Below are 12,425 nucleotides of genomic sequence, written 5' to 3' on the forward strand. Positions count from 1 at the left end.
TTCCTAATCTTTTTTTTCGTTATCCCTCATATATTGAGTATAGGAGCTATTTCGTATTGGGTAACAGTCCTGTTTTGTGAAGTATGAACTTAAGAAAGCGTTAAGGATTAATGTGCTAAAATTGTACAATCCAACCAATATTAGATAATTGAAATGGCAAGTCCTCTGTCCAGGCTATCTGGATTCAATAAAGATGTGCGTTTACGATTGAAGAACGCAATACGTAGCATTCTAAGCTTAGATGAAGAATATATCAGCTACGATTGCTATAACGCATTTGATATTTTAAAAAAGGCTGTCTGGCAAGCAGAAATTGTTAGCCGGCGTACTGATATAAAACATTCTGTTTTAGATTTTCTCACCGACGACGACTTATTTAGAGTAATTGCGGAATTTGAAAAATCACTTCCCAAGGTTTTGGCAGAGATCGAAGAAATGAAGGCGAAGGTGGTGGCTCTTAAGCCGCTAGAACAACAAAATCAAGAAATAAAAAATAGGAAGACAGAGGCCGATCGAACAATTGATAGTAAGCAAAGAATATTGGATAAGACCCCCATTCCTAAGGAACCTGGAGGCTGGAGTAAGTTTATTGCCGATAAGAGCCCTGGACCATTTAAGAGTCTATTCTTATTACTTGTACCCCAAAAATCAATCGAGGCGGCGCAAAAACTATGTGATGACTATGAATTGGCATCGCAGACTCGGGAAAGATTAGTTGTTGAAATCGAAACCTTAAGAAGGGAGAATACAACGTTAAAGACTGATTTGGATTCAAAAGACGAGCAAATTAAGGGGCTCAAATCGACGCAACAATTTCTTAATCAATCCGAAAAAAACCTAACAACTTTGCAAGAAAATCTTAAGGTACTCAAAGAAAATGCTGCTATTCTAATACCTTCTGAACAACAAGAGCATATGGCTCAAACTCTAGCGCAGAAACAAAATGAGGAGGACGATGATTTGCAGTTTTCCATGGAGATGTAACTCATTGGTCACAAGCCAATGAGAACCCTGAGATTAAACTTGTGACGTTTTCGTTGGGTCGATTAACTGCAAAACAGGACTTGCTTTCAGGATAACAGTTAAAACAACCCCATTATTAACATAAGCTATGCCTTGCCCCTAAATCTACTGATGGAATACTTGTATGGTGTTGTTTTTTCGTATTGAACAGCCCATGAGACCTTAATGATGCGCTAACCTCAATATTTTGATTCACCTCAGTGTGGCCTTCAATTGCTATACGATGATCAACGGGTAAGCGGTGATTATTTTCTGCGTTGTTATTATCCTCTCCTGGATTGCTGATAATCTCAATATCCGTTTCGGAATGATTATCAAACTCTGCAAAGGGACCAAACTCTGAATCGCTGGGAGTCCCTGAATGATTATCCAGTTCATGGTCTATTTTTTTCTGAGCATTGGTTTGACTTCGCACTTGTTCACGCAAGTATTCAGCCACTTCAGTTTGATTGCTTGCCGTTGCTTTATTAACAGCTATTTTTAATGATTTCTTTTCCGGTGAATGGGTTGAACGTTCACATAAATAACGAACAATATCGGGTTTTTTATGTGTTACTGCTAAAATTAATGCCTTCTCAACAGTACGTTGGTTGAGCGCGCTCATTTCATAAGTACAGATACATTCAACACTATCCAGTTTTCCCATTTTCACTGCGAGCAAAAATGACTCTCTTATAGCCTGGTTACTTGGAGCATGCTGAGGTGAACGACATAATGCAATAAATAGTTCTACCTGGTCATTTTTCACAGTCTCCAGCAATGCTTGATTGACACCGTGCTGGGTCGGCTGATTTGGGGTAGTCATGGAGCAAAAAAATTGAACAGGTTCTCGTTTTCCTGCTTTTGCTGCCGCTACCAGCCCATGGTTTATTGAAGATTGGTTTGGTGGGTTAGGGGATAAATGACATAAATGACTGATAATGTCCATATGCCCGTAGATACTTGCTTGTGCTAAGGCTTCTCCAAGTAGTGCTGGGTGTAAGTGTTTAGGAGACTCACAAAGGCTTTGAACCACGGCTAAATTACCATCTTGGCACGCTTTTATAAATAGGCGCTGAATGGTCTGCGCCCGAGGGGAATTAGTTGATAAAAGGCAAAGTTTTTTCATAGCCTCCAGCTGCATGGTATTTGCGGCGTGGGTCAATGCTTTTTCAATTGCCACAAGGGATGGGGGGTTGTCCTCTGATTGAGCAATAAATAGGGCGATATCCCAATGCCCTAGTTCAATCGCTGCCTGAAACAGCTTATTAATCCCTGATTGTTTGGGCATATTATCCGCAGAATCATAAAACAATTGAATAATACCCAGTTGATCATAGGTAATTGCCGCATTGAGAATCTGCATCAGTTCCGTTGAGGATGGCTCATAATCATAGCTGTTTAAAAGATACTTGATAACCTCTAACTGGCCTTGTTCTGCTGCCAGGAAAATTATTTTTTCGAGCTCAGCTGAGCTCAATTGTGTTTTATTGTTTCGACAAAGATGATCTACAACGCGCCATTGATTTGATCTTGCCGCAGTTCTTATCGCTTGATTCAATGCGTTGGGGGCAATTTGATCTTCTAAAAGAGCAATTAAACCCAAATTGCCATGTTGTGCCGCTTTGATAAAAATTGTTTTGCCTTCATATTCTTTTGCTGCCCAATTAAGTCGTCGTATCGGCTCATCTTCTAAATGTTTAAGAATTTGTTTTCTGATGAACTCATCATCGATGACGGCAAGAATTTCAATCAAAACCCGTTCGTACTCACTGACTTCATCAGCAACTACCGGACTTAAAGACAGGGCATCGATAAAGGCATTTAAATCAAAATGTTGCCCGTGACAAAGGAAGGCGGCTTGAGCTACTTTTGCTTGCAAAGCATATTTGTTATCGAGTTCGTACTTTGCTTGTGGTTTGATTAAATCCAATACGCTCAGTTTGCGAGTTGCATGAAGCCAGGTATCTTCGATGAGATGATAATTGTGACTACTCCATGCAGATTGGCTCGTTTGCGCGATAATGCACGAATTCAGGTGTTGCTTTATGGCTTCACTTTTTTGGTCGATGATTCGCCCGCAATCTGGGTATTTTCTTAACCGGCGCAGTAATTTTTCGTCCTCCAGCAGCATCGGATGGAGCGCAAGGTTATCGAGAATTGCCTCAAATACACGTTGAGTCACTGGATTTTTTTCCTTAGACAACATCGAAAATAAGGCCATCAACTGAAAAATAATTTCGGGATCCGAGGTATGTTCCTCGGTGATTTGTTGAATGAAGCGAGTCACATGTTCTTCATTGATATGCTCTAAAAGCTTCGGTTTATAGGGTAATAGATAAAATACTGCACCTTCATTATTGGATAAAAGTTGTTGTGCGCTATCATCATCGATTAAATGAGCTAAGTGTTCCAAGGTTTGAGGAGAATATTCCCGAGCAACAATCGGAATAATGATAGGTAACTCATGCGCAATAACTTCAGGTTGATTTAAGGTATGGTTTAAGGTGTGTAACCATTTTGAATTTTTTTGTTCCTCTGAAGTGATTGCCGCGATCAGAAATTGTTGGCCAAAGAGTTTGTGTAACGCTAAAAAATTGGTTGGTTTTAAGGAAAATTGCAACGGGGAATCTGTTCGAGGAATATCCTTTAATTCATTCTTGCTCAAAGTTCCGTCGAGTGCATAGTGCTGAAATGCTGGCTCATCGCTTCGTGTTTGTTTCGCTGCTTCCAGGAGGGGCTTGGTTTCCGGAAAGTGATTGAGTAGAGCAAATAAGTGAAAAATTTCATTGTCTTCCGAGTACAAAGTAAATAAATGGTATTTGAGAAAGTCATGAAATAAATAGGTTTGCAGAATTTGTTTCGTGGTGACATTACGCTGTAAAAGCCAGAGTATTAATGCAGCAAACAATTCGGGTTCGCTGACCCATTCTCGACATAATCCAATGATTCCTAGTGGATTTTTTTGATTGGCTAATTGTTCGGTTAAACGAATTAAATGGTTTTCAACTCGTTTAATTGCCTCCTTATGTTTTAGTTCATGCAACTCAAGCACAACACGTTTTTGAATTTCTGGATGATTTTTAAATAAAGCTTCATTGCCTTGATAAAAAGACAGGAGTTTGTTTTTATTTGTCTTCAATAAGGCAAAAAATAATTCATTCCATCGAGCGCCCAGATACGGCATTTCCGGTTGAGATTTAGATAATAGGTATTTCAACGTGATTAAAAATATAGAACTTGCCGAATCTTCAACAAATTTTTGACTGCAAAATTCAAGATAATCCATAAACACTTGGTGTTGTTCTAATTGGTCTATGAGCTCATCTGTTTTTTGTTTATTTAATTTGGCAATGCGTACCTCAGCCAAAAGTCTTCGGTGTGTTGTTTTTGCTTGGATTTGTTCTGATTCGAGAAGATCTCTGGAAAGGTAGTGATCGGAAAGATGAAGTAATTCTTCATTGGCATGAAGCCAGTTAAATAGCTCATTAATGATCATCTTTTGGCTCGAGCGGGTAAAGTTGGTATAAGATGTACTACAAATGAGCTCTAGTCAAGATATTATTTGGGCTTTAAGATGATAATTTGGGCTTGGTGTTGCCTAAATATATGCTTTACCTAAAATGAATATAAACAGGAATTAAATTGACCAAAATAAAATAAGCATTGAGCAAATAGAGGGGGGTTAAATATTCTGAAGATCAATGGAACATCTTTCATCAGATCCTAACTCAGTAGAGAGGCCTACAGCACTCGCCGGACCAAAGGGGAACAGGAAGGTCTGCTGCATGAAGGTCTTCTCAATCTAAATATCTAAAGTAAATTATGGGCTTGTGAGTCTAGTGGAAATAAAAAAATTAAGTCTGATTAATGGGCATAATCAGACTTCTATGCAGACTAATACGAGGAGAGTCACCACATCCTTGTGGTATAGCTTCTTCCATGATGCTATAAATTCCCTGTAAGACATCCACTGTCATTCCTCGTTGATTTTAAGCATAACAAACTGTCCTCAATTATCATCGCTTTTTTATCTCATATTCGTGTAAGAAATTTCTCAAAGTGAAAGGACAACAAATCCTTATCAATTTTTAAAATTGAGATAAAATCTGCGAAGCTAACTCCATTGTTCAATTGCCGCAAACGGTACAAATACTTTCAGGCTTCCCCAGGAATTACTCCAGAATACATCACCATCAGTTCCGTCGCCATCCGAGTATCCCCACACCCATAAGTTATACAAACGATCACTCGTTGCTTGAAAATAAAGTGTACTTTGGGCTACGGGAAATAATTCGTCGTCATCTGAGTTGGAGTGATCTTCAGACCAACCGGTTCCATCACTCCATAGTTGAAAGCGGGGATCTTGTTCAATCCGAACATCATTACCATTAAAATCAAAACTAATGATCCGAATTGCAAGATAGCCATCACTATGTGCAGTAGGGCCCAAATTGGACCAATCGTGCCATGCAAAACTGTATTTTATAAAGGGCGAAAAACGAACCCAGGTACTCTCTGCAATTGGTCTAAAAAATATCCCCACACCGGAAGCGCCCAATGCGGTCCCCCCACTGAAAACACTGTAGTCAGCGATAAAGCGACCATCTGCCTTAGATGCCTCTGCTTGGCCTCCTGTATTATCATGAACTAAGGAGTCAAAGGTCCATTCAAAATCATAAGGAGGGGCGGTCACAATAAGCAATGAGCCACTTTTTATTTTGGGTTTTATTTTAGGATAGGTGGGTAAAACTAATTTAGTCTTTGAATGCTCGGATATTTTCCGCAATTCCTTGAGACTTTTTTGTGCCTCTTTATCTTCATAAATGAGTTTCGCTAAAGGGTTAAAAATGGTGGTATAATGCTTTAATTTTTCCGCATTGATCGACTCACGTAAGTCCATCTTTTTTTTGAGCTCTTGCTCTATGTAATCCATTCCTTTTAAAGCAATATTTTGTGAAAAAGGTTTGCCATTAATAGCAACAATCCGCTGGCGTGTATCATCATGATTTCTATCGTCCATGGCTCTCTCCTTGAACTGGTAACTCCTTCCTAGGAGTTGCATTTCCTCCTCTTTTTTGTCATTAAACAATCCTTATTGACTGATATTTCGACAATAAGTATAGCATATTTTTCAGTGCTTACTGAGTTGAAAGCGATTGCACTAATCAGGATCTATTCGTTTTTCTGTACTACTCATCATGTAAATTTTAGATTTTTTTCCATTTCGGTTTGTTCCAATTGATCAATAGGAAAATTGATGGTCCAAGGCTTTATGGGTTGTGGTAATATGGTTTCTGTGCAGTAACTTTCCAAATCTTCAGCGGAAATATGGTCAATATTGAATTCGTCAACCAGGAGTTGATGTGCCTCTTCAAAATCAGTCACTATTTTTTGAATGGAATCATTTCCTTCGCTTTTAGAGAATTTCAAGTGTTTCGATTGGGCATCCCAAGCTAATGATTTACGACCCTGTTCGGTTATGATGCCAATTACAGTTTTAGAATCGCGTATTCCAATGGCTAAGGGATAACGCTCCAGTTTGAGTAAATTCAGGGCTGCTTTTTCTTGACTGATAGGGCATAAATTAGTCTGCATTAAGCGAAGCCATCCCTGCCTTGTCTTTTTTTCGAGCACATAAACGTTATCAATCGAGTGAAACTTGAATTCATCCTCATTTTGAGTAATCGGCTCATTTGTTCCTGTAATCCGTATCGGAAATCGAGGTGCCGAAGAACCGAGGCCCGGATCTAAAAGGAATTTTTGTTCATCAATTTGTACCATTAAAATCAGATGCGTGAGAGGAAGCTGAAGTATTTCGGGTGAATTGACCGCCGCCCCCATAAGGACGCGTGCAGCACAAAATGAAACAGCATACCCTAGTTGTGATAATGCATCAAATAATAAGGCGGCTGATTGAAAACAATAGCCACCATGTTCTGCGGTAAGTAAATTCTTATAGCTAAAAAAAGATAATGAATCTCTATAGACAGGGTGCTGCCGGGAAATTTTCCTTAATTCAAAATTTGAATAGGGAAAGGTTTGAACATGCGCAAAATAGATGGCGTTTAAATAATTGATTTTCTCCTCACTTGAGGTTTTATCAGGTAAGGGCACAATTTTTATTGCTTGCAGATACTGTTTTAAGTTTATTTTCATGGTGGCTATTCAACCTATTTGTTTCATGATAACGGTACTTAATATTTTGGTTTAATTCCAGTAGGGTAATGCACTACAGCGAAGAAATTTATAACCATCCTCCACTCGGGGAACATTGTGTTCCCTCTCTGTCATCCCCGTACAATGAGCGCTCTCCTCATGGTGATAGGTGCTATTCCATGGAGAGGCCTGGCTATGCTTATGGTGACGGGGCGGGTAAGTATAAGCGCTTTTCACTTTAAAAATTCCCTTACCCGCTTGCAGGAGAAGGGCAGGAATTGAAGGCATCGCTTATCTTCGCTGGTGATCCACATGGACTTCACGCACTAGGGCGAGCCATGCTTTCGCAGCTTCAGAAAGATAAGCGTTTCTGCGCCATGTCATTGCCATATTCCATTGAAGTTCCTTTTCTTTAAGTAAAAGAGAATGAATTTGGATGTGTTGCCTTTGCATCGCAATCATTCGTGGCAAAAACGTAACCCCAAGGCCTGCAGAAACCAGTTCTAACATAAAATCTATTTGACTGCTTTGTGCCACTATTTTGGGCTCGAAACCTATTTGGTGGCTCGCATCCATAATCATTCGATGTAAAGCAAAGCCACTCCCGAAAAGAATAAAAGGAATCTCTTTCAGCTCCGATAAAGAAACGGAATGTTTCGTTGCCAAGGGATGGTTTGATGCTAAGAGCGCCACCAACGGTTCAGAGCGGATTGGTTGACAATCAAACTCTTCAGGAATTGGTAATAAGGTCCCGGCGAAGTCGATGTCTCCTGCCCGCAAACATTCTGCGAGCTTATCACTTCCATGTTCGATGAGCTCCACCTCAATACCTGGATAGAGCTGATTATAACGAGCAAAAAGGGGGGCAAAAAGGGTGCTGCTTCCTACAGGAGAAATACCGAGGCGTAATCGTCCTTGCTTTAAGCCCCGTATCTCATCAAGTTCTTTCAGAAGATCATCCCGCTCGGCAATCAGTTTGAGGCCTCGGTGATAAACAATTTCGCCCGCTTTTGTAGCTACATTACGTTTCTTAAATCGCTCGATGAGGGGAAAACCCAATTCATCCTCAAGCTGTTTTATTGCTTTACTCACGGTGGACTGGGTTGTGAAAAGAATTTCGGCTGCTTTGGAAAAACTCCCTTGGCGTACAACCTCGATAAATGTATGAAGCGGTTTAAATTCCATAAGTATTCCAAAATAGAATGAATACAAGTCTATAAATTCATTTTATTCATAATGAATAAAGATGTACACTTATTTGAAAGAATAATGATCATAACGGATGAATATATGGCATTAAAATGGGTGAAAAAGCCCCTATTTCAAGTTGGACTGGTTTGCCTATTTTGGCTGACCAGCGATCTGGTTGTTAAGCTTACCAAACTGCCTGTGCCTGCAGGAATCCTGGGCTTAGGTGTGGTTTTGCTTCTTTTGATGACCAAATGCATGAGATTAGACAGTATAAAGCGCGGCACTGAACTACTCCTTGGAGATATGCTGCTTTTCTTTGTTCCAGCGGTGCTTGCAGTCCTCGAGCATCATGAGTTTTTGAGTGTCCTGGGTCTTAAAATTCTGTTTGTGATTGTGTTAAGTACACTTTTGGTGATGTTAGTTACCGCGGTGGTTGTCGATTGCTGTTATCGTTGGAGAATTGCTCATGTTCAGTCGTCTACTGGCTAACTCAGCGACACATACGGTCTTTTGGTCATTTATAACCATAAGCCTGTACTTCATTGTCAAACAATTGTATCGCCGGTGGTCCTTTTGGTGGCTGATGCCGCTTATTCTCACCCCCCTTCTAATAGCCTTGATGATTCATCTATTGCAGGTCAGTTACCAGGATTATTTTCGAGGAACACAATGGCTGGTCTTATTACTTGGACCAGCTACTGTCGCCTTTGCTATTCCTATATATGAACAACGTGCGCTGATTCGTAAACACTGGCCCGTGCTGTTCATTGGGGTCATTACTGGAAGTTTAACCGCCATACTCTCAAGTTGGGCATTAGCTGTTCTGTTAGGCCTTGATGAAAATGTACGCCTAAGCTTGTTACCGCGCTCGATTAGTACACCATTCGCCATGGAAGTCTCTCGTGTCATTGGCGGCACACCGGATCTGACCGCCATTTTTGTTATTATTACGGGCATCTTGGGAGCAGTTATTGGTGAGCTGATTCTCATGTATGTATCGTTCAATTCATCCCTTGCACGAGGTACTTTTTTAGGTGTAGGCGCCCATGCAGCAGGAACGGCCCAGGCGCGTAAAATAGGGCAAACCGAAGGAACAATTGCCAGCTTGGCGATGATCTTGGTTGGTCTTGTAAATGTAATTCTGCTTCCTCTAATCAGCCATTTTCTGAAATAACCATGCTACTTTCTGGCCGAATCTCAAGTCATCCCGAGCCTCAGCGGTATTCCCAAGCCTACTTCTGTGCCACAGCGCGGAGATCCCCGGTACTTGAGAGGACGTGTAACGAATTATGAACCAACATTAAATTTCAGTTGTTAATCACTCCTTAAGCTTAGTTGTTTTAAACTGATAAAAAGCGAAAGAGGAGACTACCATGTCAAACAAAAAATTTACTGAACGTTTGAACCAGGAGCTCGATGAGCTTGGTGTTCCTGAGTTAATGACTGAGCGGGTACAAGTATGCTCCAAATTATTCCAATTACCTAAATTTAAAATTGAAGCGCTCTTGCACGGTGTTGTTGCTTTAGATGACGAATCCATGCAAAAAATTGCCGATGAACTTGAAGTCAGTGCGGATTGGTTGTTTGGTGACACTAAAGGAAAAACAAAGCTTCACTAGTTAGTTATACAATGCCGGAATCTTCGGACCCTGTTCCACCTTACTTCGAGGACAACAAGGGAGCTCCCTGTGGCAAGACAATACCACAATTAGGAGGTTGCTTGTTGCACTCGGATGATGGAGGCAGTGGTTCGAAGACAAATTTTCAGGCTAATAAGGTCGGTTTTTATAATTAATCAACACTTGCCTTATGGACCATTTGCTCCACTTCTTTGTCCAGTTCAGCTTGTGCCAATGAAATAATGCCATCCAATGAACGTGAAATCTCACCTTGAGTAAATGGGTTAAATGAATTGGTAGTATAGGCAGAATACAACATGGCTAGGGGAAATAAAACTGAGAATAGCACTTGCCTTACTGATTCACAAAAATAAGCGGCTGTATCTAAGAAAAATTCAGGGCCTCCACAATATTCAGAATGAGATAAATAATAAGGGATCGCACACAGGGTACCGACCAACAACATGAGGGGGGCATGAACTATTCCAACCAGACCTTTGCAAAAATCAAAGAAGAGATTGCCTTGTTTCCAAGAGTCTGCTTCAATTTTTATGGTCTCATGGGCACTTCGTACTGAAGTAACGACAGTTATTCTTCTTTTAATTTTTTTGGCGTCATCAATAATGGACTGGTAATCTGGTTGAGATTGGCTTAACTTTTTATTTATTTCTTGCACCCCTTGATAGAGATCTTTATAAAACTCATATTGCATCATCGCATTAATTGCCCTCAATGCAGGAACTTCGTCAGCATCTGTTAAGGCTATCAGATCCCAAGAAAAATGTTCTTTTCCCCGAAAAAAAGTCCAGGTGTTGAAAATTTTATTAGGATCAACCATTTCTTTTAGGTGCGTCGGTTTAGGTATTAATGCGGCAGAAGTAGCTTTTCCGAGACAATATGCCCATTTCTTTCGGCAAGTTTCATTAAGAGTCGATTCTAAATGTAATGTAATACGATTGATTTTAGGTTGAGAAAAGAACAACTTGTGACCTCAGGTAGGATAAAAAAAGTGCTTAATTTTATTGGGGGTATAGTAACAGATCAATGAAAATAAGTCTTAACAAGAGAAGAAGTATGGCTATTGCAATCAGGTTAAGGATAATTTCTTAACCTGAACCAATCTGTTTTGTTTGTTATTGTAAGATTCGGTGGAACGTGTTGACTCCGTGATTGATTACATCAACACCATTAGCAACTCTGGGAATTGTAGAATTGGGTGAGAAAAATCCGAGTCCCGCTTGAATTCCTCGAACGATGTTGGCACCTGCAGCCCAATTATTCAATGTATTAGGGGCAATTGCTTCGAATGCATGAATTGCAACATCCGGAAGATACTCGATTACTGCCGCTTCTGGATTATTGATGTATTGATACATAACAAGCCCAGCTACCAATGCATTGTAGCCTCGATACACCGTGCTCCAGCTTAACAGGTTATACATAGTCACCGATTTTTGGGGTGTTGCAGATTGTTTTTCATAAGCCATGTTCACTACTCCTTATTATTGTAAATTATAGAAATCCTTTTATCGTGCCACATTATAAATTAAGTTTTGAATTTATATAAGAAATCATTCTACTAAGACCCCTTAAATTCCTTCTATAATTAAGGTTGAAGTTGAAAAAAAACAAGTTAAAATAATGACTTGCTTCTGGAAAACCTTAATAAAAAAATGCACAGGCATTTTCAGTAGCTCAATTACGCAGTGGATTAAGCCAGGATTTAATCCCCATTTATATTTTTTAAAAGGATTTTGAAATGCCAGGATCAACTTCAAACATATTAAATCGTCTTCAGGCACGCGTGCCAACCTCTTCTTCAGCCCATAGGAATACGCAAAGAACGAATGGCGGTTTATTGGTGACGCAAAGTACAATACAGGCAGGAATGCAAATTAATAATACAACAAGTCCTATTGCGTTAATCCCTATCGCTTTTGCCCAGACCCTAAACTCCGGGTATGCTGTAGTACGCTCCGATACCCACCTCAATGAAAAATTGATCCAAGGGCTTCAAGCAATTTTTTCTGCAGTGATCTTGGGATTGGCAATCAGTTTGGTATTTCATGATGACCAAATAGTGAAGCAAGTCATGTTCTTATTTCAACTCCTCTATGGAGCCTTGTTCCTCGTTACCTGGGGTGGTAGCGAGGTTTCTAAAGATACATCGTCAACACCTACCAACAATGGAGTCGCACCTCTTCTACTTAAATCGATTATTAAGAGCCCTGCTGAGGACGATTTAGAAAAGGGTGAAAAAAGTGAAAATGAAGAAGAGGTTGACGCAAGTGATGACGAGAAAATAGAAATAGAGGAACAGAGAAAACTCTCTAACTCGAAGTAATCTTGGTAGCGAGGAGCTATTCTCATTCTGCATAGGCTGGCCTTGAGCAGTTCTTTGCCAAGGTCAGGTGAATATGTCGCGGGAGGGTGCATTGCACATTAGAGCAGGCT

11 protein-coding genes are annotated in these 12,425 nt (G+C 40.1%); 5 read left to right on the forward strand and 6 right to left on the reverse strand.

Going from position 1 to position 12,425, the window contains the following annotated elements; genetic code table 11:
• The first annotated feature begins 153 nt into the window (after positions 1-153).
• Complete coding sequence (locus OQJ13_RS10360) at positions 154-984, forward strand: hypothetical protein (protein ID WP_265710773.1); 831 nt, start codon at positions 154-156, stop codon at positions 982-984.
• 115 nt (positions 985-1,099) lie between these two features.
• Here OQJ13_RS10360 and OQJ13_RS10365 read toward each other — a convergent pair whose 3' ends face one another.
• The 4 genes from OQJ13_RS10365 to OQJ13_RS10380 all read right to left on the reverse strand — a co-directional run bounded on the left by OQJ13_RS10365 (position 1,100) and on the right by OQJ13_RS10380 (position 8,346).
• Positions 1,100-4,501: an ankyrin repeat domain-containing protein gene (locus OQJ13_RS10365; protein WP_265710774.1), complete on the reverse strand. Its 3,402-nt coding sequence runs from the start codon at positions 4,499-4,501 to the stop codon at positions 1,100-1,102.
• Between the two features lie 618 nt (positions 4,502-5,119).
• Entirely contained in the window at positions 5,120-6,025 is a 906-nt protein-coding gene (locus OQJ13_RS10370; RefSeq protein WP_265710775.1) for a hypothetical protein, read from the reverse strand.
• A gap of 176 nt (positions 6,026-6,201) precedes the next feature.
• The gene (locus tag OQJ13_RS10375; RefSeq protein ID WP_265710776.1) at positions 6,202-7,161 is read right to left on the reverse strand and encodes an arylamine N-acetyltransferase family protein; all 960 of its coding nucleotides are present in this window, start codon (positions 7,159-7,161) and stop codon (positions 6,202-6,204) included.
• A 291-nt stretch (positions 7,162-7,452) separates the two neighbouring features.
• Positions 7,453-8,346 (reverse strand): LysR family transcriptional regulator, encoded by an 894-nt coding sequence (locus OQJ13_RS10380; protein WP_265710777.1) that lies wholly within the window; start codon positions 8,344-8,346, stop codon positions 7,453-7,455.
• Positions 8,347-8,451: 105 nt separating this feature from the next.
• Between OQJ13_RS10380 and OQJ13_RS10385 the strand changes: the two genes are divergently transcribed.
• The 3 genes from OQJ13_RS10385 to OQJ13_RS10395 all read left to right on the forward strand — a co-directional run bounded on the left by OQJ13_RS10385 (position 8,452) and on the right by OQJ13_RS10395 (position 9,971).
• Positions 8,452-8,841, forward strand: a complete 390-nt coding sequence (locus OQJ13_RS10385; RefSeq protein ID WP_265710778.1) for a CidA/LrgA family protein — start codon at positions 8,452-8,454, stop codon at positions 8,839-8,841.
• A complete protein-coding gene (locus OQJ13_RS10390; protein WP_265710779.1) occupies positions 8,819-9,526 on the forward strand; it encodes an LrgB family protein in 708 nt (235 codons plus the stop codon). The genes OQJ13_RS10385 and OQJ13_RS10390 overlap by 23 nt, the downstream gene beginning before the upstream one ends.
• Positions 9,527-9,725: 199 nt before the next feature.
• Complete coding sequence (locus tag OQJ13_RS10395; protein WP_265710780.1) at positions 9,726-9,971, forward strand: hypothetical protein; 246 nt, start codon at positions 9,726-9,728, stop codon at positions 9,969-9,971.
• A gap of 172 nt (positions 9,972-10,143) precedes the next feature.
• Here OQJ13_RS10395 and OQJ13_RS10400 read toward each other — a convergent pair whose 3' ends face one another.
• Together OQJ13_RS10400 and OQJ13_RS10405 are read right to left on the reverse strand one after the other, a co-directional pair.
• Positions 10,144-10,953 carry a hypothetical protein gene (locus OQJ13_RS10400; RefSeq protein WP_265710781.1) on the reverse strand — a complete coding sequence of 270 codons (810 nt, stop codon included), beginning with the start codon at positions 10,951-10,953 and terminating at the stop codon, positions 10,144-10,146.
• Between the two features lie 151 nt (positions 10,954-11,104).
• On the reverse strand, positions 11,105-11,458 hold the full coding sequence (locus OQJ13_RS10405; protein WP_265710782.1) for a hypothetical protein: 354 nt from the start codon (positions 11,456-11,458) through the stop codon (positions 11,105-11,107).
• A gap of 272 nt (positions 11,459-11,730) precedes the next feature.
• Here OQJ13_RS10405 and OQJ13_RS10410 point away from each other — a divergent pair, with 272 nt between their 5' ends.
• Positions 11,731-12,315 carry a hypothetical protein gene (locus tag OQJ13_RS10410; RefSeq protein ID WP_265710783.1) on the forward strand — a complete coding sequence of 195 codons (585 nt, stop codon included), beginning with the start codon at positions 11,731-11,733 and terminating at the stop codon, positions 12,313-12,315.
• Positions 12,316-12,425: the final 110 nt, after the last annotated feature.

The organism is Legionella sp. PATHC035 (genome assembly GCF_026191115.1).
In the GTDB taxonomy this organism is placed as follows: Bacteria; Pseudomonadota; Gammaproteobacteria; order Legionellales; family Legionellaceae; genus Legionella.